This window comes from Roseovarius sp. THAF27 (assembly GCF_009363655.1).
Classification (GTDB): domain Bacteria; phylum Pseudomonadota; class Alphaproteobacteria; order Rhodobacterales; family Rhodobacteraceae; genus Roseovarius.
Window position 1 is genome coordinate 700,901 of sequence record NZ_CP045393.1, and the last position, 23,306, is coordinate 724,206.

Below are 23,306 nucleotides of genomic sequence, written 5' to 3' on the forward strand. Positions count from 1 at the left end.
ATGCTTCCCTGGCGGTTCTGCCGTGACGTTTAAGGCGCTGCGAAGAAAGCGCAAGGTCCCTGCGGTGCCAAGCACGGGCCGGTCTGGCATTTTTGCATCAATGTCGCCTGGGAGCGCGAGACGAAAAGATCTCGGCGTGGCGTGCCACGCCGCATCTGTCGCATTTCAGTCGGATCGGTTGCCGGTCACAGCCAGAAAGCCCAGAAGTTCGCGGGCGGGAACAGGCTTGGGAATGAACGTCCAGCCTTCGGTCGCGCATTCGCTTCTCAACCAGGGCGCGCGGTTGGCGGAGATCACGCAGGTCGGGCAGGGGCCGTAGCGCGCATGGAGGGCGCGCGCCGTGTCGAGCCCGTTTTCCATGTTCCCCAGCTGATAGTCCATGATGATGGCGTCAGGAATGATGTCCACTTCGTCGAGAAGCGCGCTCGCCTGGGCCAGATTTGCGGCGTCCAGGGCGCTGACACCCCAGCGTTCGAGCAGCGCGACCAGAGCGTTGCGTATTCCGTCATCGTCGTCGACGATCAGAACCAGCAGGCTTGGCGGCAGGCTTGCCACGGGAAGTTCCGGAAGCCCCTGCGCGGCGGCGTGTGCCTGGGTCTGCTGCGCCGCGCCGCGCAGCGTCACGATGAACCCGCTGCCCCGGTCCGGTTGCGAGCGCAGGCTGATCCTGTGTCCCAGGCGCGCGCACGCCCTTTCCACGATCGCGAGACCGAGCCCCATGCCCTCGGCGGCGGACGCGCGGCGGTTCAATCTTCTGAATTCCTCGAAGATCACGCCGCGATCCTCTTCGCGGATGCCGATGCCGGTGTCCCAGATATCGATCCTGACGGAGTCACCCCTGCGACGCGCCCCGACGAGCACCCCGCCCTCGGTCGTGTACCGGATGGCGTTGGAGATCAGGTTTTGAAGGATGCGGTGCAGGTAGGAGGGATCGCTCATGACACGCAGGCGGCTTGGCCGGATGCGCAGGTCCAGCCCCTTGGCGGCGGCAACCGGGGCAAAGGCGTGGGACAGCGGCGTCAGGATCTCGTCAAGGGCCACCTCGACCGGGGTGAAACGGACTTCCTCGGTGTCGAGGCGGGAGATGTCGAGCAGGGCCTCGATGATTGCCTCGACGCTGGTGAGGGCCTCGGCGGCCTTTCGGATCGACTCGGGGTGCGTGCCGTCTTCGGCCGCGGACAGGTAGAGCTTGGAGGCGGAGAGCGGTTGCAAGAGGTCATGGCTGGCAGCCGCAACGAAGCGCGACTTTGCAGCGTTCGAGCGTTCTGCCTGCAGCAAGGCCGCTTGCAATTCTTCGGTTCTGGCGGCGACCCGGGCTTCGAGCTCTTCATTTACGCGCGCCAGGTCGCGGGCGTTGCGCCGTTCGGCGGTCACGTCGGTGAACGAGACGATGAAGCCGTCGTCGGGAAGCCGTTGGGAAAACGTGTCGAGGATTCGGCCGGTCGCGGTTTGGGTGAGTTCGAACGAGATCGGCGAACGGGGTGTCGAGCCACGGACCCATAGCGCCAGCCGCCGTTCCTCTTCGCGGTTGGCCATGTGGAAGTTCTGCGAGAGATGCTCGGCCATGTGAGCGAAGGGCATTCCGAGGACAAAGGCGTGCGGCGACAAGGCTGTCAGGGTCTTGAGGCGGCTGTTCCATCCCGCGAGTTGCGCCTTGGCGTCGAAAATCGCCACCCCCTGGTCGAGATGGTCCAGCGTTGCCCGGATCATGCGGCTTTGACTGTCCAGAAGGCGCTCGCGCTGTTCGCGCTCGGTGCGCATCAGGTCGGTCACATCGGTCTGGACGATCGCCGTCCCCGAGTTGGCGGTGCGATGCTCCGAGATCTGCAGCCAGCGATCATCCTTGAGGCCGAGGTTGAAGATCATGTGGTCCTGACGGTGCCGGTCGAGCCGGCCGTTCGCCCAATCTCCGCTGTCTGTATCGGGCGGCAAATGCAAAGCGCGGCTCTGGCTGACGATTTCGACATATTCGTCAAAGCGGAGGCCGGGCTTCAGCCTTGCGCGCACATCCGGCATCTGCCAGCAGAAGCGCCGATTGAACAGCAAGAGCACGTCTTCTTCGTTGAAGAGTGCAAAGCCTTCCTGCACCGCTTCGATGGCATCCGAGAGGTCGCGGCGGGCGGCCTCGACCTCGTTGTTCGCAGCGGACAGCCGTTCATTGGATTCATTCAGAAGATCAAGAGCACGCTCCAGTTCCTGAGTGCGGGAGCGGACCTGATCCTCGAGCACCACGGCACGTTCGAACTGGGCATATGCCGCACCGTCCCGATCGGCGTGGCTCTCGACGCGGCGCATGAGCACGGCGCTGATGGCGCGCAGGCGTTCGAACTGAACTTCGAGCGGTTCGCGCGGATCGACGAGATTGTCGTACATCGTCAGTCGTCCTCGGGCGCGTAGATCGCAACGCCGGTCATGGTGAGGTTGACATGCATGGCGCCGAACTGTTCGCCGTAGGTGGAAAAGCCGACGACGCGGTTGCGCCGGAGAACCTTCGAAACGGCAAGGCTGCGCTGTTTCTGGTGGGCTTCGATCCGGCGCAGGATGCAATCGCAGGCCAGAATGCTGTCCAGCCGGCCCCCGTGGTTCAGGGTTTCGAAGTCTTCGGCGAGGGTCTGCGCGATCTCGCGCGGTTCGGCCAGGGTCAGGACAACGCCTTCGTCTATTGCGGAAAAGAAGATCAGGTCGTCGCCGTCGACCCGCTGGATGGACCGCACGTGATACCGGCCGCCGATGCGCACGACGAGCGGATGGGCTGCAAAGGTGAACGGGTCGAGCTGGGTCTGATCCTTGCCGAGGATGCGCGCGTATTCCCGCGCGGCGGGGGCGGCGTTGATCTCTTGCACGCGGCGCGCGGCGGCGTTGGCACGGGTGACGACCATGCGTTGATCGGCGGGGTCGAGGTGATTGAAGCTGAACACCTTGATGGGGCAGCGGGTCCGCAAGAAGGTCAGCAGTGCGGCGTTCTTCTGCACCTTTCCATCGCAGTAGAGCAGGCTTTGCCTGAACCGCGTGCCATCCCCGGCGGAGCCTCCGAACAGCGGTACAGGTCCGAGCCCACGGGCCAGCACGTTCATCAGCGCGTCCTCGCGCAGGGATGTGCCGTCGACCAGAAGAAATGCGAATTCGTTCTCGAAATCGGAACTGTCTTTTTCCAGGTCCCGGCGGGTCCGAATCATGTGCTCGATCAGGGCTGTGGGTGCGATCTCGTCGAGGTTCTCGATGGTAACGACACTGGCCTCGAAATGGCTTTGCGGCAGGCCGATTCCGACGATGCCGTCCTCGACATAGCCGCCGGCGATTTCGCCGGCGGTGGTGCACCCCAGGACCTGCGTGCCCGCAAACAGAAGGTTTGCTTCATCCATCACGGCGGAAAAATCCGCGCGGGGCGAGACGAACAGGATGGCAAGCGCGAGATCGTCACCAAGGTTATGCAAAAGCTGCGTGACCGCGTCGGGCGCATCGGATGCGACATGGGCGGACCGCATCAGCGAATCGCCCTGCCGGGCTGCCCGAGACAGCGCCTGCGATGCCGCTTCAGATGAGCCAGGCCGCGCCCGAACCGCTTCGAGCGCACCTTCCTCCCCATGAGCGGACGACCTCCCGTTCTTTTCGTCCATCTCTTGCCTAGTCTTGCTTGTGGCCCCCGCGTCAGGGCTGGTCAATTACGTCACGAGGCAGACAGGTTGTCAAACTTCGCGGTCTGCGCGATCAGAACGGCCTGCGTGCGGTTTTGAACCCCCAGCTTGCGCATCATCACGGTGACATGGGCCTTGACCGTCGCTTCGCTGATCGAAAGATCGAAGGCGATCTGCTTGTTCAGCTTGCCCTGGCAGATAAGCCTCAGGATACGGGCTTGCTGCTCGGTCAGGTTTTGCAATCGTTCCAACGGCGTAGGCTCGTCGCCGGGACATTTGGAGACATTGACGATGAAGCCCTCGGGCAGGAATGTCCGGCCTTCCGAGATCGTCCGCAGGGCCGCCTGGAACACCGCGCGTTGACTGTGCTTGGGCACATAGCCGGCCGCGCCGACCTCGATGGCCGCGCCGATGATCTTGCTGTCGGTGATGGACGACACGATCAGGATATCGGCCTCACCTGCCGCGTTTCTGACCCGCAAGAGGCTGTCCAGCCCGTCGGAATCGGGCAGGTTGAGATCCAGCAGGATGACATCGGGCCGTGCGCCGGACTCCAGGGCGGCAAGGCAGTCGGCGATGCTGTGGGCGGTCCGAACGCTGTGGATGTCGGCCACAAGCTGAAGTGTCAGCATGAGTGCATCGCAGAACAGAGGGTGATCCTCGACGATTAGGGCCGAGGAAATGGTCCTGGGGTCTTTGACAGGGCGATCCGCGCCGGTGGCGGCCTGGTTTTCGAGTTGTGTCATGCCAAGGCACCCCCGCAGCGTCCAAAAGCCTGATCGCGACACCTGTCCGCGCCGCCGGAGAGCGCGCGGGTCACGAGCATGTCGAGGCCGAAACCGCCAGCGGGCGGGCTTCTGTCGTGGGGTGGGCCATGTCTTGCCATTCATCGACCCCGCCGGGATACCAATAGATCCGAGTGTACCCCATTCCCGCGGCGTGCTGAACCGCATTCCAGCTCATCCAGCAGTCGTTTCGGCAGAAGATCACGATGGGATGATCCGTGTTCCCGCCGGTGCAGCGGGCAAGGGAGCGGCGCAGGTAGGCGGCCATTGCGGGCGACAGCCGTCCATGGCCGGTTTCCGGCAGCCAGACCGCATCGGCGAGCGTTTCGTGCCGTTCGGCAACGATCCAGCGCCCGTCATCGTCGATCCTGTGCCCGGGCGCCGCTCGCACGTCGACCAGCAGCGCGCCTTTCTTCGCCAACGCAACGACCTCGGAGGTGCCGACGGTTTCGCCGCCCGGCACCTTTTCAGGCACAGGCGCGCGATAGGCGGCGATGCGGAGGCCGGTGACCGGGTCGAACAGGGGCTCGGCCGTGGCCGGGCCGGCCATGAGGATCGGGATCAGCAATGTACCGATGGTTTTCGAAATTCGCATCCGACGATGGTCCTCGTTTTCGTCTACCCGGGCCATTCGACCAAGGTCTAGGGGTGGGCCCTTTCCATCGACGTTTCGCCAATTTCGCGGGGCCGGCACTTCGCCACAATGCAGGCTGAAGGATTTGACCTGGGAGGATACGTTATGAAGCGCAAGCTTTCGACCGCCGCCATGTTCGCCGGCCTGGGGGCCATGGCCCTTGCGCATGGCGACGCCGCGCCGCAAGCCGTCGACACCACCGGACTGCCCGAACTGCCCGAAGAAATGGCGTCGGAAAACCCGTGGCGCGAGGCCGAGCCCGACGTGCTGTTCAAAGCCGTCGAGATCGGCGCGAAAGGGTTCAACAGCAATTGCGCGCGCTGCCATGGGCTGGAGGCGATCTCGGGCGGGCTGGCGCCGGATCTGCGATTTCTCGAAGCCAATGATTGGGGCGACGAATGGTACCTGGACCGTGTGCTGAACGGGTACGAGCAGAACGGCGCGGTCAAGATGCCGCCCTTCGCCGACATTCTGAGCCAGGAAGCGATCTGGGCCATCCGCACATATGTCGAGACCCGGCCCGACGACCAGGAAATGGTTGACCGGCAGGACGAGCTGAAGGCGATGCACGGCAAGCTGGTGGAAGTGAAGGACGATGCCGAGGCTGCGGCGTCGCTTGCCGACGAGCTTGAGCAGGCAGGGGCCAGTTTCGAGCCCTTGTCCGGTGCGCCGCGCTCGGTCACGGCACTGGACGAGGCGGCGCAAATGCTCAAGCGCGACACGCCGAACCCGGATGCGGCGATCGAGGCGCTGCAATCCGTCCTGCGGAACTGAAGCACGTCGATGTCCTCGCTGCTGTCTCACCTTCTTCCCGGGGGGCCGATTTCAGGCGCCGTGCCGACGGCCCGGGCCGGGGGCAGATCCGATCCGTTCGACAGCGGTATGTGGCCTTTGCACCGGGAAGAATACCTTGGGGGGCCGCGAGATTGGCAGCAGGACGCGGCTGTCCTGACGTTGGCACCGAGTGCGGCCGAAGACGCCGCGCATGTTCCGCTGATCGTGGATGCGACCGGCATCGAGGGCCAGGTACGGCGGATCGTGGTGACGATCGACTACAGCCCGATCCCGCTGGTGCTGACCTTTCACCCGGGCAGGGCGTTGCCGCTGCTCGGCTTTGGCGTGAAATACGAGACCGGCAGCGCCTTGCGCGCATCGGTGGAGCGCGAAGACGGCAGTTGGGCGATGGGTGCCACCTATGTCGCCGCGATGGGCGGGGGCTGCACGGCGCCGGCTGCGGCCCATGCACGTCCCGACTGGCAGGAGCGCCTGGGCGAGATCCGGGCGCGGCTTTGGCCGGACACGGGACGCCTGCGGGTGTCGCTGCGGCACCCGATGGATACCGGCCTTGCACCGGGCATCGCCGCGCATCATCTGACCGAACTTGAACTGGCCTCGGGCGACGGTGAAACGATTGCACGGCTGGAGCTGCACGAGCCGGTGGAGGAAAACCCGGCACTGACGTTTCTGCTGCCTGCCGCTCTTGCACGGCGGCCGGTGACGATAACGGCCCGCGACAATCTCGGCTACCGCTTTGAGGGTCGGGTGGAGGCACAGTCGTGACCCGGCGCGCCCCAAGTCGCCGCCAGGTCCTGCTGGGCGGTGTCGCGATTGCTGCGGCGTCTTCCCTTGTCCGGCCCGCGCGGGCGGCCTCAACCTATGCGCTGAACCCCTTCGAGGTTGCCGGGGGTGTCTGGATGATCGAAGGCGCGCAAGAGAGCCTGGACGCCGCCAATGGCGGGGCGATCTGCAACATCGTGCTTCTGGAGACGGACGCCGGTGCGGTGATCGTCGACACCGGATCGACCGCCCGGTTCGGCGCCGCGCTGCGGGCATTCGCGGATCAGAGGCTGGGGGGCGTCGCGGCGGTCTTCAACACACACCATCATCCCGATCACTGGCTGGGCAACCAGGCCTTCACCGACCGTCCCATAAAGGCGCTGGCGGACAGCAAGGCTGCCGCCGAGGCGAACGGGGCGGATTATGCGACGGCGCTCTATGCCATTCTTGGAAACTGGATGACGGGCACCGCGCCGCATCCGCCGGCGCAAGCCGTTGCGCCGGGCCCCGTCGTTATCGGCGGCCGCGCGCTGCGGTTGATCGGAGAGGCCGGTCATACGGGGGCCGATCTTGCGATTCTCGATGAAGAGACCGGCACGCTTGTCGCGGGCGATCTTCTTTTCCTCGACCGTGCGCCGAGCCTTCCGGACGCTGACATTGCTGCGTGGAAACGGGCGCTGGAGCGCCTAGCCGACCTGAACCCCGCAGGGGTGGTGCCTGGTCATGGGCCGCTTGACCGTACCGGCGCCGCGTTGGCGCAGACCCGCGCCTATCTTGAAGGTTTTGACGACCGCATGAAGCGGGCCGTCACACGGGGGCTGTCGCCGATGGAGGCGATCCTGGCAGGGCCGATGCCGGAATTCGCGGCAATGGGCGCCAACCCCGAGGAATACCACCGCAGCGTCGTGCAGCGGTGGACAGAGTACGAAAGCGAGGCCCTGCCGGTGGTCGGCGGGGCCTGAGCCAACCCGGACGGATGTGGACACACCGTTCGACAACTTCGACGGAGGAGGAAAAGAAGTGAAGAATCTCTTGAAAATGACGGGGGCCAGCGTCCTGGCCTTGGCTGCCGCCGCCAACCTTGCGGCAGCGGAGACCAGCAAGGTGACCTGGGAGGATATCCTCAACGACCACGAAACCACCGATGACGTGCTGATGTACGGCATGGGCAGCAATGCCCAGCGGTGGTCCACGCTGGATCAGATCAACGCCGATACGGTCAAGCACCTGCGCCCTGCATGGGCGTTCTCGTTCGGCGATGAAAAGCAGCGCGGGCAGGAAAGCCAGGCGGTTGTGCATGACGGCGTGATCTACATCACCGGGTCGTATTCCCGCGTCTGGGCGCTGGATGCGAAAACGGGCGAACGCCTGTGGAAATTCGAGGCGCGTCTGCCCGACGATATCCGTCCCTGTTGCGACGTGATCAACCGCGGCGTCGCGATCTACGGTGACAAGGTCTATTTCGGGGCGCTCGACGCCAGCATCTACGCGCTGAACAAGGACACCGGCAAAGTGGTCTGGCGCGAAAAGTTCGGCGACCACAAGATCGGCTACACGATGACAGGTGCTCCGACGATCATCAAGGACAAGGAGACCGACCGCGTCATGCTGATCCACGGCTCGTCCGGAGACGAATTCGGCGTGGTCGGCAAACTGTTCGCCAGAGATCCCGAAACCGGCGAGGAAATCTGGATGCGGCCCTTTGTCGAGGGTCACAAGGGCCGTCTGGCCGGGGCCGAAAGCACCACGACCGGCGACGCGGACGCGCCGTCCTGGCCGATGAACGAGGATGGAAGCGACAAGAAGGAAGCCTGGTATCACGGTGGCGGCGCCCCGTGGCAATCCGCGAGCTTCGACCCGGTGACAAACACGATCATCGTGGGCACCGGAAACCCCGCGCCGTGGAACACGTGGGAGCGTTCGGAAGGCGACAACTACCAGGACTTCGACTCTCTCTATACCTCGGGGCAGGCCTATGTGAACCCGACGGATGGTGAAGTCGTCGGCTTCTACCAGCATACGCCCAACGATGCCTGGGACTTCTCCGGCAATAACGAGATCATCCTGTTCGACTACACCGATGCCGAGGGCAACACCCACCGGGCCGGTGCCCATGCCGACCGCAACGGGTTCTTCTACGTGACCGACATCGATGCGCTGTCGGATCGCGAAGGCGAAAAGATCAACCGGCCGACCGCGCTTCTGAATGCGTTCCCGTTTGTCGACGACATCACCTGGGCCACGGGCATCGACCTGGAGACCGGGCGACCGATCGAAGTGGAGGGGCAACGCCCGCCGCTACCCGCGGAGGGTGAAACCAAGGGCGCCACGATCCAGGTGACGCCGCCCTTCCTCGGGGGCAAGAACTGGAACCCCATGGCCTACAGCCAGGAAACCGGCCTCTTCTACGTGCCGGCGAACAACTGGACCGAGGATTACTGGACCGAGAACATCACCTACCAGGCTGGCGCGGCTTACCTGGGGCAGGGGTTCCGTATCAAGCGGCTTTACGATGATCACATCGGCACGCTGCGGGCCTATGATCCGGCGACCGGCAAGAAGGTCTGGGAGCATAACGAGGAGTTCCCGCTCTGGGCCGGCGTGCTGGCGACGGCAGGCGATGTGGTCTTCACCGGCACTTCTGACGGCTACGTCAAAGGCTTCCATTCCGAGACCGGCGAGCAACTGTGGGAGTTCAACACAGGGTCCGGCGTGATTTCGCAGCCCATCACATGGGAGATGGACGGAAAGCAGTATCTCGGTATCGCGTCGGGATATGGCGGTGCGGTTCCTCTCTGGGGTGGTGACATGGCCACTCTGACCACGCAGGTCAGCCAGGGGGGATCGTTCTGGGTCTTCGAGGTGCCCGACGAACTTCTTGCGAGCGCACAGTAAGGCAAACAAGGAAGGGCGGCATGATGCCGCCCTTCACTTTGTTCAAGGAGAGAGTGAATGCTGAAGGCCAGCTTTTGTGCGGTTTGGGTCCTGCCCCTGGCGATCGCCGCCGCCGCCTCCGCCGAGACCTGCTTTGACACGCCATTGGAACCGGGCGCGCGGGACTATCCCGTGATCGTGGACACGGACGAGCCGCGCGAAGGTCCGCTGGTGATCGGCAACTGTACGCTAGAGCCCGGTGCGGACTGTCCGGGGGTCGACCTGTCCCATGCCGATCTTCGGGGCGTGCAGCTGAACGGAGCGAATCTGCGCGGCGCCAAGTTGACGCGTGCCGACCTGTCGGACTCCGTGCTGAAGGGAGTGGATTTTTCCGGTGCCGACCTGCGCGGTGCGGTCCTGACGAAATCCTTCATGCAGGGGATGACGGCGACCGACGCCGACTTTACCGGCGCGAACCTGGACTTTTCCCGCCTGGCCGGTGCCCAGCTTCAAGGGGCGAACCTGACCGCGGTCTCGATGGAGGCGTCCTGGGCGCCGAAAGTCCGGCTGGTCGGCGCCACGATCCGGGCGTCGAACCTGCAGGAAACGAAATTCTACAATGCCGACCTTGCCGGGGCCGTGATGGAGGACAACAACATCCGGTTTGCGATCTGGGAAGGCGCGCATATGGAGAACTGCAAGGGATGTCCGGTCGACTGGTAGGCGCGTGCGCCCTGATCATTGGCTGGCTTGCCCCGTCCCAGGTCTTGGCCGCCCCTGTTGCGGCCGGCCTGAATGCCTGCCGTGACATCCCGTCCGACGCCAGGCGATTGACGTGTTTCGACGAACTGGCCGCGGCGGAGGATGCCGAGGAGTTCACCGGGTCGGGCAGCGGGGTGACGCCGCAATTCGACGTGGTCGCGCCGCGCCTTATGACCTTCGAAAGCAGCGACGCGGTGATGGTGGTCTATCTGCTGAATGAGCGCGACGAGGTGGTGCAGAACCTGCACAGGGGCGGCAAGGGCGAAGGATCTTACCTGATCGAGATGCCGGGGCGTTACCACGTCCAGGTCAACGCGACCGGGCAATGGAAAATCCGCGTTCGACGGGCGCGTTGACCGCACGACCCGGCGCCGCATGACGACGGTCAATGCTGTGAAGACGGCTGTCGGGACTGTCGCTCGTCCCTTGCCACCCTCGAAGCCATGCGCCGGGCGCGGAGATGCGGCGGGCCCTTTCGCTTTGCGCCCGGATTTGGCATGTCTTTGCTTCGCCCTGCAAAAGGAGGCATCCGGACCATGCCGTTTTCACGAACGCCGCGGGATACGCTCACAGCACTTGTCGAATATGACAGCGTTGTCGGCCGGCCGAACCTGTCGCTGATCGAGGCGGTGGCCGACTGGCTGGAAGGGCATGGCATCGCCTGCCGTGTTCTCACCGGGCCGGAAGGCGACCGCGCCAATCTATTCGCCACGATCGGAGACGCGGAACGGCCTGGCTATGTCCTGTCCGGCCATGTCGACGTGGTTCCGGCCGAAGAGCCGGAATGGCAGGCCGACCCTTTCACGCTGCGCCACGCGGGGGAGCGGCTGATCGGGCGGGGGGCCTGCGACATGAAAGGGTTCGTCGCAGCGGTGCTTTCGGCCGCACCGGACATGGCGTCGCTGGCCCCGGAGGTGCCGATACATATCGCGCTGTCCTACGATGAAGAGGCCGGGTGTCGCGGCGTGCCGCACCTGATCGAGGCGTTGCCCGAATTGTGCGCGCCGCCGCTTGGCTGCATCGTCGGTGAACCCACGGGCCTCGTGCCGGTGCTGGCCCACAAGGGCAAGGCCGCGTTGCGGCTTTGTGCGACGGGGCGGGCGGGCCACAGTGCGCGCCCGGATCTGGGCGAGAACGCGATTCACAAGCTACTGCCGGTTCTGGCCGCGGCCGAAGCTCAGGCCCGCGCATTGCAGGAGGACGCCCCGCGGGACGACCGTTTCGCGCCGCCGTGGTCCAGCCTTCAGGTGGGCACCATCGCGGGGGGGCAGGCGCTGAACATCATTCCCGAGCGCGCCGAGGCGGAGGTCGAGGCCCGCGCCATCGCGGGCGCCGATCCTCGGGCGCTTCTGGCGCCGGTCCTGGCCGCGGCGGAAACCGCCGGTGTCGAGGCCACGTGGCTGTCGACCTATCCGCCCCTCGCGCTGGAGGCCGGCGACCCGCTGGCCGGCATGATGGCGGAGGTCTCGGGGCGAACCCCGGTCGCGGCCGTGAGTTTCGGCACCGAAGCGGGGTTGTTCCAGCAAGCGGGGATCCCGTCGATCATCTGCGGCCCCGGCGACATGGCGCGCGCGCATCGACCCGAGGAATACCTGACGGTCGCGGAACTGGAGGCGTGCCACGCGATGATCCTGAGCTTCGCCCGGCGCTGCGCAGCGTGACACGTGGGGGCGTCAGGCAGGGCCGCGGCTGTCCCGGCCGTCCGTTTCCTCACGAACCGTCGGCGGCGGGCAGTTCGGCCCGGCAATGGTCGAGAAACGCGGCGCTGGTCCGGCTGTTCGTCAGCCCCTGCAAGCCCAGCACCCCCATCGCCATGGGTGCGATATCGCTCGTCAGCGGGACGAAGCTGAGAGGCTTGCCATCGGGCGCGGTGGTATTGAGCGGCCGGAAGTTGGCGATGGAATAGCCGAAACCGTTGGCGACGAGACTGCGCATCACGGCCATGTCTCGGGTCCGCTCGGCAATGGTGGGGCGCAAGTCGGCGCGGGTGAAGAAGGCCAGAAAGTAATCGGCGCTCATCGGCAGGTCCAGCAAGACCATCGGATGCGGAGCAAGGTCGCGCACCGTGAGGCTGTCTCGCCCCGCAAGCGGGTGGTCCGGGGGCAGAAGGACAAACGGCGCGAGGTCGCGGATCGGATGAAATTCAAGGTCGGCAGGCAGGGTCATGTCATAGGTCAGGGCCAGGTCGATCTCGCCCCGGCGCAGGCCCGCGAAGATGTCGCTTTGGGTCAGTTCGACTTGGCTCATGCGGACATCGGGATAGCGGGCCTCGAAGCTGCGGCGCAGGCTGGGCAGGACGATCTGGGCGAAGGTCACAAGGCAGCCGACGCGCAGCGGCCCCTGCACTGTACCAGACACGGCGCCAGCGAGGCGGGTGAGTTCGGTCGCCTCGCTCAGCACCGTCTGCGCCTGTGCCGAAAGGGTGCGGCCCGCCTCGGTCAGGCGCAACCCCTGGGCGTGCTGACGCACGAACAGCGACAGGCCAAGCTCTGCCTCGAGCTGGGAAATGGCGGCGGAAATCGACGGCGAGGACACGTTCAGCTTCTGGCTGGCCGCGGCGATGCTGCCGCTTTCCCCGGCGGTGACGAAATATTCCAACTGGCGCAGGGTGAACCTGAGGGGCATGGGCGGGCTCTTGCTGGGTCCGGCCATGGTGGCGTTTTCGCGGGTCGTCGTCCAGTGCCTCAATCGTCGCCGGGCACGCCGTAGGACGGCGCCTCGCGCGGGTCGAGCGCGCGTTGCACATAGGCGTCGATCTGCGGCTTGTAGACGGCCCAGGCGGCGGCGATGGCCTCGATCGGGCAGTCCTCTGTCCAGTCGCAGCGCAGGTCGGCCACCGGCCAGGCGACGCGGTCCACGATCTTCATGCCCGCCGAATGCACCGGCCCGGCCTCGCCCCCTGCCGCAAGCCCGGCCCGCATCGCCGCCAGCAGGCGGTCGCCGATATGGCCCCTGGCCTCAATGAAGCCCGCGACGATGGCGGCGGGGACGTCCTCGTTGACCAGAAGATTGCCGCCCGAGGCCACGTCGGGCCCTTCGGCCTGGGTCCAGATGCCCAGCGAGTTGGGGCCGGAATGGATCGCGGTGCGGCCTTGCGCGTCGACGGCCAGTACCTGACGGTACTCGATGAAGGCGCCGCGCTTTTGCACCTCTGCGATGGCGTCGGGCGCGGAGAACCCGCTTTCCATCAGGTCGAGCGTCAGGGGTCCAAGCGTCGGGTCGGTCACGTTCTGAGAGGCGACGGCGCCGACACCGGCCCGTGCGTAGGAACAGCGCGCCGCGACGGCGGGTGACGAGGACGAGATGGCGATGCCGAACATGCCGGTCTCGGCACAGCGGGCGACGAGGGAAAAGGTCATGCCGGGATCACTGCCGTGCCGTCGATCTCGACCAGCCATTCGGGCCGCGCCAGCGCCTGCACCACCAGCCCGGTGGATACCGGGTGCACGCCCTTGATGTATTCGCCCATGGTCCGGTAGACCGCCTCGCGGTGGCGGACATCGGTGATATAGACCACGACCTTGACCAGATGGCTCATGTCGCCGCCCGCTTCCTCGATCAACTGGCGGATGTTCTGCATCACCTTGTGGGTCTGTTCGACCGGGTCGTGACTGTCGATGTTCCGGGCGTCATCCAGGTTCTGCGGGCATTGGCCGCGCAGCCAGACGATCTTGCCGGAGCCTTCGGTCACCACGGCCTGGCAGAGGTCGTTGTCGAGATTCTGTTCGGGGTAGGTATCCGAGGTGTTGAACTTGCGGATGCGGGTGTGGGCCATGCGGGCTGCTCCGTTACGAATGATGGGTCGGCCATAGCCGAAACGCGCGGGCCTGTCAGGGGCTTGCCTGCCCGAGGCGCTAGAGTTTCGGCGTGAAGCTCGGGTCGATCCGGTTCATCAGGTATTGCGCGAAATCGAAATTGGGCCGTTCGAGATGCGACAGGTGCCCCGGCTCGGCCCCGTCGGCGCAAAGCCCGCGATAGACCTTCTCGGTACAACCGCGATCCTCGACATTCACGTCGTCCAGCAGGGCCTTAAGGTCCGCCAGGTTCTGTTCCGCCTCGGCGTCGCCGGCATAGTCGTTCGACATGCCGCCGCCGAAGCGGATGCTTACCCGCGACGGCCCCTTGGGATGCAGGCTGAGATACCAGAAATAGCCCGGCGTAAGCGTGATCATCAGGCTGGGATAGACTGCGATCAGATAGGTCATTCGACGCTCGTCGCCCGCCAGGCGCGTGTTGCTCGGGTGCGCCATGGCGATGCGCAGGGAGTCGTCCTTGAGGATCGTGTGATAGTTGAACGCGTCGTGACCCGGAGGGCAGACCATCTCTTCCAGCTTCGACAGGCCCCCGATGGTGCCCGCGTGGCAGACCGGCAGGTGGTAACTTTCCATGAAATTCTCGGCCAGCACCTTCCAGTTCGTGTCCCAGACATGTTCCTCGAAAAAGGTCTCGGTGTAGTTGGTCATGTCGTAGCCGGCGATCATGCGCTCCAGTTCCGACAGGCGGGAGGCGACAGGCTCGGCCTCCGGGTTCAGGGTGATGAAGACCCAGCCCAGCCATTCCTCGCAGCGGATCTGGGGCAGGGCGTAATCGGATTTGCAGAAGCCGGAATTGCCGGACATGGCGGGCGCGCCGCGCAGCGATCCGTCGAGATTGTAGGTCCAGGCGTGGTACGGGCAGACGATGGATTTCGTATGCCCGCGGCCATGCAGAAGCGTGGACATGCGGTGGCGGCAGACATTCGAGAACGCCTTCAGGCCGCCCTCGCGGTCGCGCAGGACGATGACTGGCTGGTCGGCCAGCTCGCAGGTGACGTAGTCGCCCGGCTTGGTGAGGGCGTCGGCCCGGCCGACGCAGAACCATTCCTTGCGGAAGATATGCTCGATCTCGGCCTGCAGGAACGCATCGGTCTTGTAGACCTCGGGCGGCATGGCGCGGGCCTGCTCGAACGGCGCCGAGACATTGGCGCGCAGGGCGTCAATTGGGTTGGCGATGGGCCTGGCGAGGGTCATGTTGTGGCTCCGGTCATTCGGCTGCGGCGGCACTGGGCATCGGGCGATAGTCGCGGTAGGTGCGCTGGATCGCGATCTGGTCGGCGACATGCGCCGCATCGTGCCACACCCCCCAGATAAAGGTCGAGCCGCGCCGCGATTGCCATGGCAGGCCGAGGAAATAGATGCCCGGCTCTTGCGACACCCCGCGATTGTGAATTGGCGCGCCCTTGGCGTCGAACGTGTCGACCTTCATCCAAGAGAAATCCTGGCGATAGCCGGTGGCCCAGATGATGGTGCCGATGCCTTCGGCTGCAAGGTCCAGCGTGCGGACCGGGTTGGTCAGGCAGTCGGGGTCGGGCAGGAATTCCCGCGCTTGCGGCTCCTCCGGCAGGTCGAGGCCGTGGCGCGCGGCATAGGCGTCGCACTGGTCGAGCAGGTCGATGTAGTAATCGTCGCCCGCCTTCATGTTGGCCTGCAGGTCGTCTCCGATGATCAGCTTGCCGTCTTTGAAGTCGTTGGCGCGGCCCAGAAGCGTCATGCCTTGGTGGGCCAGCTTGCGGAAGTCCACCGTCTTGCCGCCCTCTGCGCCGCTGACCGAAATCGTCACATGCTCGGTGCCGGGCGCCTTGGCGGGGATGTCCCACAGGCCGAGAACGCCCAGCCACCAGCAATAATCGCGGCCCCGGTACATGCGCGGCGGGCGGTCATGCGGCCCGACGCAAAGGAATACCTTGCGGCCCGCGCGTTGCAACTCGTCGGCGATCTGCCCGCCGGAGGACCCGGCACCCACCACCAGCACCGCGCCCTCGGGCAGGGCCTCGGGGTTGCGGTACTCGGCGGAGTGCACTTGCGTCACGCCCGCGCTGGCCGGGACGATGTCGGGGATCACGGGGTGCTGGAACGCGCCGGTGGCGGCCACGACCGAACCGGCCTCGATCACGCCGTCCGAGGTGGTCACGGTAAAGCCGGGGCGGCCTTCGTTGCGCTCCAGCCGGGTGACCTCGACGCCGGTGCGGATGGGGGCGTCGATCATCCTTGCGTAATCGGCCATGTAACCGGCCACCTCTTCCTTGGGCGGAAAGGCTTCGGGGTGCGAGGCCGTGAATTTCATGTTGGGGAACCGATCGTGCCAGGCCGGGCCGTTCGCCACCAGCGAATCCCAGCGTCGCGTGCGCCACGCCTCGGCGATGCGGTGCTTTTCCAGGACCAGATGCGGGATGCCGTTGCGGCCGAGATGTTCGCTCATGGCGATCCCGGCCTGACCGGCGCCGACCACGAGTGTGTCGATATAGTCCGTCATGTCGTGCCTTTCGCAAAGGGGTTGCACAGTGGTGCCACGACCCTGGCAGCCGCGAAAGAAAAACGTCCCTTAGGCCTGGTTAGGATGTGCCTAAGCAAGATGCCTGAGGCGGGGATGTGCGGGCAAGCCTTTGGTTTGCCTGAAAAGGTTGCAGCGGGCAAAGACCATGGGGTCGTTGGAAGGGGAGTGGTTGACGCAACGCGAGGGACGCACCAAGCTGCCGGCATTAACCAATCTTAAAACACCAATGGGGAGACTGTTATGACGAAACGGATCATGAGGGCGATTCTCGGCAGCGCCGCGCTGGGCGCCATCGCAAGCACCGCCACCGCGCAGGACTGCACCAACGAGACCTGGAAGAAGGTGATGGAACGCGGCACGCTGACCGTGGGCGTCAAGGCCGACTACAAGCCCTGGGGTTTTCGCGACAGCGACGGCAATGTCGTCGGAATGGAAGTGGACATGGCGCAGGACGTGGCCGACAAGATGGGCGTCGAGCTGGAACTGGTGCCGGTCGTGTCCTCGAACCGGATGCAGTTTCTTGAACAAGGCCAGATCGACCTGATGATCGCCACCATGACCGACCGCCCCGACCGGCGCGAGATCGTGGGCATCGTCGGCCCCAATTACTATACCTCGGGCACGAACGTGATGGCACCCAAGGCGCTGGAATTCACCGAGTGGAGCGATCTTTCGGGCAAGCCCGTCTGCGGCATCCAGGGGGCGTTCTACAACAAGATCGTCGAGGACCGTTACGACATCGAAGTGGTGGCGTTCTCGGGCACGGCCGAAGCCAAGCAGGCGCTGCGCGACAAGAAATGCGTGGCGTTCGTCTATGACGACAGCTCGATCGGGTCCGACATCGCCTCGGGCAACTGGGACGATTTCGAGATGCCGCTGGCGTCCGAAGACGACGCGCCCTGGGGCCTTGCCGTGCCCAAGGCAGAAGAGGATTGCATCTTCGGCAACTTCATGTCGGGTGTGCAGTACAACTGGCACCGCGACGGCACGCTGATCGAGCTGGAGGAGAAGTGGGGCATCAAGCCGACGCAATACCTTCAGACCATGTCCGAGAAGATGGCCGACCACCTGGCCGAAGAGTAAGCCTGCATGGTCGACATCGCGGGTTATTTCCAGGACCTCGCGGCCGAATACCCGCGCTGGAATTTCATTTGGCTCTACGACGAACGACAAGCAGGCCGGATCCTTTCCGGCCTGTACTATACCGTATGGCTGTCGGTGGCCTGCGTGATCTTCTCGGTCATCATCGGGGTCGTGGGCGTCTGGCTGCTGGGGGTGAAGAACCGTTTTGGCCGGGCCTGCGTGCAGGGGTACATCCAGTTCTTCCGCAACACGCCGCCGATGGTTCAGCTGCTGTTCTTCTATTTCGCGCTGGGCCAGTTTACGCCGTCCTACAGCCCCGATGGCTGGCTCGAGGTGCCGATCATCTCGAACGTGGGCTGGGCGATCATCTCGCTGTCATTCTTCGCGGGCGCCTTCAATGTCGAGATCTTCCGCGCGGGGCTGGAGGCGGTGCCGGACAGCACGGTCGAAGCCTCGGAATCGCTGGGCTTCACGCGCACGCAGACGTTTTCCTACGTTGTCTTCCCGCTCAGCCTGCGCATCTGCCTGCCGGCGCTGAACAACAACCTGGTGAACCTGGTCAAGACGACCACGCAGGCCTACGCCATCGCGGTGCCGGAACTGCTGTATGAAAGCGTTTCGATCTGGTCGGATTACCCGTCGGCGCAATACCCGACGATGCTGCTTCTGTTCGTGGCCTATATCGGGCTGGTGGGCATCCTGGTGATGGGGATGAACCGCTGGGAACGCCGCCTGAAGATCCCCGGATACGGAAGCACCTGACATGGCCGTGACCTTCGACAAGACCGACCTGCCGGTGCTCAAGCCCTTCCGAATGGAAGGCGCGCCCTACGATGCGTTCTATCACACCCGCTGGCTGGCGGGCATCCGGCTGCGCTGGGTGGCCGTGCTGATGCTGCTCTGGCCAACCGCGGCGCTGGCGCAGTCGGGAATGGCGATGACCGATGCCTTCGCGGCGCTCTGGCGCTGGATGCCGTTTCTCGTCACCCAGGGGTTTCTGTTCAACATCGTGATCTCCTTGTTCTCGATGCTGATCGGCACGACGCTGGGCGTGATGCTGGGGCTGGGCCAGATATCCCGGGTCGGCGTGGTGCGGAAACTGGCGTGGTTCGTCACGCAGCTTTTCCGCAATTCCCCCTGGCTGGTGCTGCTCTTCATCGTGTTACTGGCGCTGCCCTACGAGCTGAACCTCTTTGGTCAGACGGTCCGTATTCCGGCCTGGATGAAAGCGGTCTTCGGACTGTCCCTGCCGGTGATGGCCAACATCTCGGAAATCGTCCGGGGGGCGGTGTTGTCCGTGCCGTCGGGTCAGTGGGAAGCTGCGGATTCGCTGGGCTTCACCCGGCGGCAGATCCTCTACGAGATCATCCTGCCGCAGTGCTTCAAGCGGATGATCCCGCCCTGGATGAACTGGTACGCCATCCTGACCATGGCAACGCCGCTCTGTTCGCTGCTGGGGGTCGAGGAGATCATCACCCTCAGCCGCCAGGCGATGAGCGCCGAGGACAACCAGCCGGAACTGCTGGTGCCGTTCTACGGCTTCGCCCTGGTGCTGTTCTTCGCCTATTGCTACCCGATCGCACGTTTGACCATCTGGCTGGAACGGCGCGTGTCGGTGAAATTCTAAGGAGCTTTCCAATGACCGAACATCAACTGGGAGAGCCGATTGTCGTCATGACGGACGTCCACAAGTCCTTCGGCGATCTGGAGGTGATCAAGGGCGTGTCGCTGACCGTTCACCGCGGCGAGGTGATCTGCATCATCGGTCCGTCCGGATCGGGCAAGTCGACGCTGATCCGCTGCATCAATGCGCTGAACCCGATCGACTCGGGCTCGATCACCGTGGGCGGGATCGAGGTGAACGATGCCAGGCTCGACACGCTGGCGCTGCGCCGCGAGGTCGGGATCGTGTTTCAGCAGTACAACCTCTTTCCCCACAAAACGGCGCTGGAAAACATCATGATGGCGCCGCTCAAGGTGCTGCGCGAGGACCGGGAGACGGTGCGCGAACGCGCCCGTGGCCTGTTGCGGAAGGTCCGGCTCGAGGGCAAGGAAGACGCCTATCCCGGCGAATTGTCCGGCGGTCAGCAGCAACGTGTCGCAATCGCCCGGGCGCTCGCCATGCGCCCCGAGGTGATGCTGTTCGACGAGGTGACCGCCGCGCTCGACCCGGAAACGGTGAAGGAGGTTTTGGTCACGATCAAGGAACTGGCCGCCGACGGGATGACTTGCATCCTGGTGACGCATGAAATGGGGTTCGCCCGCGAGGTGGCCGACCAGGTCTATTTCACGGACCGGGGCGTCATCGTCGAGCATGGACCGCCATCGTCCTTTTTCGACCAGGCCAGCGATCCTCGGACGAAAGAGTTTCTCAGCCAGATCCTCTGAGCCGGGCAGGGGGGTGCGGCCATGGCGGCAGGACCGGTCTCGATGGCGTCAAACCAGCGGCGCACGCGCGCGCGGCCCGTTCACCTGCCGGGGCACGAGAGACCCGGACGCGTGACGGCGCTCAGGACAGGCAGGACGTCACGGTGTCGACCACGTCGCCGGCATCCTTGGCGATGACGACGCCCGCGTCGCGCAGAAGCGAGATCTTTTCGTCCGCCGAGAGGTTCCCGAAGACCGAAAGCGTGCCCGCGTGCCCCATACGGCGCCCGACAGGCGCGTGGCGTCCGACCACCAGCCCCACCACGGGTTTGCCGTAATCGACCGAAGACAGGTATTCGGCGGCCAGTTCTTCCTCGCGTCCGCCCATCTCGCCGATCAGGACGACTGCCTTGGTGTCGTCATCCTCGCGGAACCGTTCCAGGCAGCCGACGAAGCCGATCCCGTGCAGCACGTCGCCGCCGACGCCGACCGTGGTCGACTGCCCCAGGTTCGCGGCGCTGCAATTGGCCAGAACCTCGGAGGTCAGCGAGGCCGAGCGCGAGGCGATGCCGATCTGGCCGGGCTTGGCGTCGACGGTCGGCATCACGCCGATCTTGCACTGGCCGGGTGTCAGGATGCCCTGGCTGTTGGGGCCGATCAGGACCGCGTCGGACCCTTTGAGCGCGTCTTTCACCCGGCGCATATCATGCTGCGGCACGCGTTCGGTGATGCAGACGACGACGCCGATCTCGGCCTCTATCGCCTCGATCATCGCTTCCGCCGCCTTGGGGGCCGGCACGGTGACGAGGCTGGCATTGGCCTGCGTTTCCTTGACCGCCTCGGCGCAGGTATGAAAGACGGGCAGCCCCAGGTGAGAGGTGCCGCCGCGGCCCGGACGCACGCCGGCGACACAGTTCGTGCCATAGCGCATCGCCTGATCAGTATAGAAGGTCCCGGCGCGGCCCGTCATGCCCTGCACCAGAAGGCGCGTGTTTTCGTCGACGAGAATGGCCATCAGCGTGCCCCCTTGGATGCGATTTCGACCGCGCGGTTGACGGCCTCGGACATGGTGCTGCAAATCTCGACCGGGACCTTGCGGTCGACCAGGATGCGCTGGCCCCATTCCGCGTTCTGTCCCGCCAGCCGCGCGATCACGGGCTTGCTGCCCTTGTTGCGCGAATAGGCGAAGTTGACGCCTTCGGCGACAGTGTCGCAGACGGTCATGCCGCCGCCGTGCACGTTCAGCAGGATGGCGGTGACAGATGGTTCCTGAAGCAACAGTTCCACGCCGCGGGCGATGTCCATGCTGGTGGCCGTGGTGCGGATATCCATAAAGTTGGCAGGCTTGCCGCCCGCGTCGATGATCATGTCGTTGGTGGCCAGGCCCAGCCCCGCGCCGTTGACCACGACGCCCAGGTTGCCGGTCAACTTGACGAAGTTGATATTGCTCTTCTGCGCGGTGGTCTCCACCGCGGGCAGACCCTCGCCCGACACCATCGAGTCCCATTCCGGGTGCCGGAAGGCGGCGCTGGCGTCCAGCGCGACCTTGGCGTCGATCGCCATCCATGCGCCGTCGGGCGTGCGCACGAACGGGTTGATCTCCAGCAGGGCCATGTCGTTCTCGATGAAGGCCTCGCAGGCCGACAGCAATTGCTCGACCGCCTTCTCGTCCGTCATCCCGATGCCCGAAAGGAACTCCGTCAGCCCGGCACGATCGGCGTCGGGCGTGCCGGTCAGGCTGTGCTTGGCGACCTCGCTGGCGTTCATCTGCGCCTTCTGCTCGAACTCAACCCCGCCATCGGGGGAGGCGACGAGCAGCGGCGCGCCTGTGTCGGGATCTAGCGCGAAGGCGATGTAATACTGGGCGTCATGCTTGACGTCGGCCTCGACATAGACGGCATGGACCGTCTCGCCGGTGGCGCCGGTCTGGTGCGTGACCAGTTGCTTTCCCAAAAGCTTGGCCGCCTCGTCCCGGACGGCAGAGGCGGTGGCAGCGAACTTGATGCCGCCCGCCAGCCCGCGGGCACCGGACGTGATCTGCGCCTTTACGACGAACTTGCGCGTGGGGATGTTGGCGCAGGCGGCCTCGGCCTCGTCGGCGGTGCAGGCCATCTTGCCGGGCGGCACGGACATGCCGTACTGGGCCAGCAACTCCTTGGACTGGTACTCTGCAAGCAGCATGCGCGGCCTCCCCTCTGCGATGGCTTCTTGGTGTTTGGTATACCAAGAACAAAAGCCATGTCAATGAGGTGATTATGCGGTGTGTTCGCCCATGGCGCCAGCCCCCTTGGGGAGATACAAATGTATCAATCCGATCCGCGTGGCGAACCTCCCTCGTTGGGGTTGACCGTAGGGCGGGATTTCATCCCGCCGCTGCGGAAGAACGGGTGGGGTGGACCCCCACCCTACAGGTCATTTTCCGATCGCCTTCAACACCGCCTCGCCCAGTCCCGCGGGGGATTCGGCGACGGTGATGCCGGCGGATTTCATCGCTTCGATCTTGTCGTCGGCGCCGCCCTTGCCGCCGGCGACGATGGCGCCGGCGTGGCCCATGCGGCGGCCCGGAGGGGCGGTGCGTCCGGCGATGAAGCCGGCGCAGGGCTTGGAGCGGCCTTTCTTGGCCTCGTCTTTCAGGAACTGTGCGGCGTCTTCCTCGGCGCTGCCGCCGATCTCGCCGATCATGATGATCGATTCCGTCTCGTCATCGGCAAGGAACCATTCCAGCACGTCGATATGCTCGGTCCCCTTGATCGGGTCGCCGCCGATGCCGACGCAGGTGGACTGGCCGAGGCCCACATCCGACGTCTGCTTCACGGCCTCGTATGTGAGCGTGCCGGAGCGCGAGACCACGCCGACCGAGCCGCGCTTGTGGATGTGGCCGGGCATGATGCCGATCTTGCAGGCGTCGGGCGTGATGATGCCGGGGCAGTTGGGGCCGATGAGGACAGAGCTGCTGCCTTCGAGTGCGCGTTTGACGCGCATCATGTCCAGAACCGGGATGCCTTCGGTGATGCAGACGATGAGGGGGATCTCGGCGTCGATGGCCTCGAGGATCGAATCCGCGGCGAAGGGCGGCGGCACGTAGATGACCGAGGCGTTGGCGCCGGTCTCGTGCATCGCTTCGTGGACCGAGTTGAAGACCGGCAGGTCGAGATGCGTCTGGCCGCCCTTGCCGGGGGTGACGCCCCCGACCATTTGCGTGCCATAGGCGATCGCCTGCTCGGTGTGGAAGGTGCCTTGCGACCCGGTCAGGCCCTGGCAGATGACTTTGGTGTTCTTGTCGACGAGGACGGCCAT

At 65.0% G+C, this 23,306-nt stretch carries 23 protein-coding genes; 11 read left to right on the forward strand and 12 right to left on the reverse strand.

Going from position 1 to position 23,306, the window contains the following annotated elements; all coding sequences use genetic code 11:
• Positions 1–165: 165 nt before the first annotated feature.
• From FIU89_RS03610 to FIU89_RS03625, 4 genes are all read right to left on the reverse strand, one after another.
• Positions 166–2,373: a PAS-domain containing protein gene (locus tag FIU89_RS03610; protein ID WP_152491326.1), complete on the reverse strand. Its 2,208-nt coding sequence runs from the start codon at positions 2,371–2,373 to the stop codon at positions 166–168.
• A gap of 2 nt (positions 2,374–2,375) precedes the next feature.
• Positions 2,376–3,662: an FIST N-terminal domain-containing protein gene (locus FIU89_RS03615; RefSeq protein WP_368373277.1), complete on the reverse strand. Its 1,287-nt coding sequence runs from the start codon at positions 3,660–3,662 to the stop codon at positions 2,376–2,378.
• A gap of 5 nt (positions 3,663–3,667) precedes the next feature.
• Positions 3,668–4,381 (reverse strand): response regulator transcription factor, encoded by a 714-nt coding sequence (locus tag FIU89_RS03620; protein WP_152491327.1) that lies wholly within the window; start codon positions 4,379–4,381, stop codon positions 3,668–3,670.
• A 70-nt stretch (positions 4,382–4,451) separates the two neighbouring features.
• On the reverse strand, positions 4,452–5,015 hold the full coding sequence (locus tag FIU89_RS03625; RefSeq protein ID WP_172978018.1) for a rhodanese-like domain-containing protein: 564 nt from the start codon (positions 5,013–5,015) through the stop codon (positions 4,452–4,454).
• A gap of 144 nt (positions 5,016–5,159) precedes the next feature.
• Between FIU89_RS03625 and pedF the strand changes: the two genes are divergently transcribed.
• The 7 genes from pedF (at position 5,160) to argE (ending at position 11,908) form a co-directional block, all read left to right on the forward strand.
• Positions 5,160–5,828: a cytochrome c-550 PedF gene (gene pedF, locus FIU89_RS03630; protein ID WP_152491329.1), complete on the forward strand. Its 669-nt coding sequence runs from the start codon at positions 5,160–5,162 to the stop codon at positions 5,826–5,828.
• 108 nt (positions 5,829–5,936) lie between these two features.
• A complete protein-coding gene (locus tag FIU89_RS03635; RefSeq protein ID WP_254701781.1) occupies positions 5,937–6,614 on the forward strand; it encodes a quinoprotein dehydrogenase-associated SoxYZ-like carrier in 678 nt (225 codons plus the stop codon).
• A complete protein-coding gene (locus FIU89_RS03640; RefSeq protein ID WP_152491331.1) occupies positions 6,611–7,573 on the forward strand; it encodes a quinoprotein relay system zinc metallohydrolase 1 in 963 nt (320 codons plus the stop codon). Before FIU89_RS03635 ends, FIU89_RS03640 begins: the two co-directional genes overlap by 4 nt.
• A 58-nt stretch (positions 7,574–7,631) precedes the next feature.
• A complete protein-coding gene (locus tag FIU89_RS03645; protein WP_302849004.1) occupies positions 7,632–9,506 on the forward strand; it encodes a PQQ-dependent methanol/ethanol family dehydrogenase in 1,875 nt (624 codons plus the stop codon).
• Positions 9,507–9,563: 57 nt separating this feature from the next.
• Positions 9,564–10,208 carry a pentapeptide repeat-containing protein gene (locus tag FIU89_RS03650; RefSeq protein ID WP_152491332.1) on the forward strand — a complete coding sequence of 215 codons (645 nt, stop codon included), beginning with the start codon at positions 9,564–9,566 and terminating at the stop codon, positions 10,206–10,208.
• A complete protein-coding gene (locus FIU89_RS03655) occupies positions 10,190–10,603 on the forward strand; it encodes a hypothetical protein (RefSeq protein WP_152491333.1) in 414 nt (137 codons plus the stop codon). Before FIU89_RS03650 ends, FIU89_RS03655 begins: the two co-directional genes overlap by 19 nt.
• A gap of 180 nt (positions 10,604–10,783) precedes the next feature.
• Positions 10,784–11,908, forward strand: coding sequence for an acetylornithine deacetylase (gene argE / locus FIU89_RS03660; protein ID WP_152491334.1), 1,125 nt, complete (start codon positions 10,784–10,786; stop codon positions 11,906–11,908).
• A gap of 49 nt (positions 11,909–11,957) precedes the next feature.
• Here argE and FIU89_RS03665 read toward each other — a convergent pair whose 3' ends face one another.
• From FIU89_RS03665 to FIU89_RS03685, 5 genes are all read right to left on the reverse strand, one after another.
• Entirely contained in the window at positions 11,958–12,872 is a 915-nt protein-coding gene (locus tag FIU89_RS03665) for a LysR substrate-binding domain-containing protein (protein WP_152491335.1), read from the reverse strand.
• Positions 12,873–12,931: 59 nt separating this feature from the next.
• Positions 12,932–13,606: a DUF1028 domain-containing protein gene (locus FIU89_RS03670; RefSeq protein WP_152491336.1), complete on the reverse strand. Its 675-nt coding sequence runs from the start codon at positions 13,604–13,606 to the stop codon at positions 12,932–12,934.
• On the reverse strand, positions 13,603–14,022 hold the full coding sequence (locus FIU89_RS03675) for a RidA family protein (RefSeq protein WP_152491337.1): 420 nt from the start codon (positions 14,020–14,022) through the stop codon (positions 13,603–13,605). The genes FIU89_RS03670 and FIU89_RS03675 overlap by 4 nt, the downstream gene beginning before the upstream one ends.
• A gap of 79 nt (positions 14,023–14,101) precedes the next feature.
• Positions 14,102–15,256: an aromatic ring-hydroxylating dioxygenase subunit alpha gene (locus FIU89_RS03680; protein ID WP_152491338.1), complete on the reverse strand. Its 1,155-nt coding sequence runs from the start codon at positions 15,254–15,256 to the stop codon at positions 14,102–14,104.
• Between the two features lie 13 nt (positions 15,257–15,269).
• Positions 15,270–16,538, reverse strand: a complete 1,269-nt coding sequence (locus FIU89_RS03685) for an NAD(P)/FAD-dependent oxidoreductase (RefSeq protein ID WP_152491339.1) — start codon at positions 16,536–16,538, stop codon at positions 15,270–15,272.
• Between the two features lie 261 nt (positions 16,539–16,799).
• On the opposite strand from FIU89_RS03685, the gene FIU89_RS03690 reads away from it, so the two are divergent.
• The 4 genes from FIU89_RS03690 to FIU89_RS03705 are packed head-to-tail and all read left to right on the forward strand — an operon-like array spanning position 16,800 to position 20,030.
• On the forward strand, positions 16,800–17,642 hold the full coding sequence (locus FIU89_RS03690) for a transporter substrate-binding domain-containing protein (protein ID WP_152491340.1): 843 nt from the start codon (positions 16,800–16,802) through the stop codon (positions 17,640–17,642).
• Between the two features lie 6 nt (positions 17,643–17,648).
• Complete coding sequence (locus FIU89_RS03695) at positions 17,649–18,404, forward strand: amino acid ABC transporter permease (RefSeq protein WP_152491341.1); 756 nt, start codon at positions 17,649–17,651, stop codon at positions 18,402–18,404.
• A 1-nt stretch (position 18,405) separates the two neighbouring features.
• Positions 18,406–19,269, forward strand: coding sequence for an amino acid ABC transporter permease (locus tag FIU89_RS03700; RefSeq protein ID WP_152491342.1), 864 nt, complete (start codon positions 18,406–18,408; stop codon positions 19,267–19,269).
• 11 nt (positions 19,270–19,280) lie between these two features.
• Complete coding sequence (locus tag FIU89_RS03705; protein ID WP_152491343.1) at positions 19,281–20,030, forward strand: amino acid ABC transporter ATP-binding protein; 750 nt, start codon at positions 19,281–19,283, stop codon at positions 20,028–20,030.
• A 121-nt stretch (positions 20,031–20,151) separates the two neighbouring features.
• Here the strand turns inward: FIU89_RS03705 and FIU89_RS03710 are convergent, their stop codons facing one another.
• The 3 genes from FIU89_RS03710 to sucD form a co-directional block, all read right to left on the reverse strand.
• Positions 20,152–21,024: a succinate--CoA ligase subunit alpha gene (locus FIU89_RS03710; RefSeq protein WP_152491344.1), complete on the reverse strand. Its 873-nt coding sequence runs from the start codon at positions 21,022–21,024 to the stop codon at positions 20,152–20,154.
• Positions 21,024–22,190, reverse strand: coding sequence for a succinate--CoA ligase subunit beta (locus tag FIU89_RS03715; protein ID WP_152491345.1), 1,167 nt, complete (start codon positions 22,188–22,190; stop codon positions 21,024–21,026). Before FIU89_RS03715 ends, FIU89_RS03710 begins: the two co-directional genes overlap by 1 nt.
• Before the next feature lie 231 nt (positions 22,191–22,421).
• The gene (gene sucD, locus FIU89_RS03720; RefSeq protein WP_152491346.1) at positions 22,422–23,306 is read right to left on the reverse strand and encodes a succinate--CoA ligase subunit alpha; all 885 of its coding nucleotides are present in this window, start codon (positions 23,304–23,306) and stop codon (positions 22,422–22,424) included.

Excerpts from the sequence above, each read along its gene's own strand:
- FIU89_RS03695 (WP_152491341.1), top strand. The coding sequence starts at position 17,649 with ATGGTCGACATCGCGGGTTATTTCCAGGACCTCGCGGCCGAATACCCG.
- FIU89_RS03680 (WP_152491338.1), bottom strand. The coding sequence starts at position 15,256 with ATGACCCTCGCCAGGCCCATCGCCAACCCAATTGACGCCCTGCGCGCC.
- FIU89_RS03670 (WP_152491336.1), bottom strand. The coding sequence starts at position 13,606 with ATGACCTTTTCCCTCGTCGCCCGCTGTGCCGAGACCGGCATGTTCGGC.
- FIU89_RS03620 (WP_152491327.1), bottom strand. The coding sequence starts at position 4,381 with ATGACACAACTCGAAAACCAGGCCGCCACCGGCGCGGATCGCCCTGTC.
- FIU89_RS03690 (WP_152491340.1), top strand. The coding sequence starts at position 16,800 with ATGACGAAACGGATCATGAGGGCGATTCTCGGCAGCGCCGCGCTGGGC.
- FIU89_RS03635 (WP_254701781.1), top strand. The coding sequence starts at position 5,937 with ATGTGGCCTTTGCACCGGGAAGAATACCTTGGGGGGCCGCGAGATTGG.
- FIU89_RS03650 (WP_152491332.1), top strand. The coding sequence starts at position 9,564 with ATGCTGAAGGCCAGCTTTTGTGCGGTTTGGGTCCTGCCCCTGGCGATC.
- FIU89_RS03665 (WP_152491335.1), bottom strand. The coding sequence starts at position 12,872 with ATGCCCCTCAGGTTCACCCTGCGCCAGTTGGAATATTTCGTCACCGCC.
- argE (WP_152491334.1), top strand. The coding sequence starts at position 10,784 with ATGCCGTTTTCACGAACGCCGCGGGATACGCTCACAGCACTTGTCGAA.
- FIU89_RS03705 (WP_152491343.1), top strand. The coding sequence starts at position 19,281 with ATGACCGAACATCAACTGGGAGAGCCGATTGTCGTCATGACGGACGTC.
- FIU89_RS03675 (WP_152491337.1), bottom strand. The coding sequence starts at position 14,022 with ATGGCCCACACCCGCATCCGCAAGTTCAACACCTCGGATACCTACCCC.
- FIU89_RS03715 (WP_152491345.1), bottom strand. The coding sequence starts at position 22,190 with ATGCTGCTTGCAGAGTACCAGTCCAAGGAGTTGCTGGCCCAGTACGGC.
- FIU89_RS03685 (WP_152491339.1), bottom strand. The coding sequence starts at position 16,538 with ATGACGGACTATATCGACACACTCGTGGTCGGCGCCGGTCAGGCCGGG.
- FIU89_RS03610 (WP_152491326.1), bottom strand. The coding sequence starts at position 2,373 with ATGTACGACAATCTCGTCGATCCGCGCGAACCGCTCGAAGTTCAGTTC.
- sucD (WP_152491346.1), bottom strand. The coding sequence starts at position 23,306 with ATGGCCGTCCTCGTCGACAAGAACACCAAAGTCATCTGCCAGGGCCTG.
- FIU89_RS03700 (WP_152491342.1), top strand. The coding sequence starts at position 18,406 with ATGGCCGTGACCTTCGACAAGACCGACCTGCCGGTGCTCAAGCCCTTC.
- pedF (WP_152491329.1), top strand. The coding sequence starts at position 5,160 with ATGAAGCGCAAGCTTTCGACCGCCGCCATGTTCGCCGGCCTGGGGGCC.
- FIU89_RS03655 (WP_152491333.1), top strand. The coding sequence starts at position 10,190 with ATGTCCGGTCGACTGGTAGGCGCGTGCGCCCTGATCATTGGCTGGCTT.
- FIU89_RS03625 (WP_172978018.1), bottom strand. The coding sequence starts at position 5,015 with ATGCGAATTTCGAAAACCATCGGTACATTGCTGATCCCGATCCTCATG.
- FIU89_RS03710 (WP_152491344.1), bottom strand. The coding sequence starts at position 21,024 with ATGGCCATTCTCGTCGACGAAAACACGCGCCTTCTGGTGCAGGGCATG.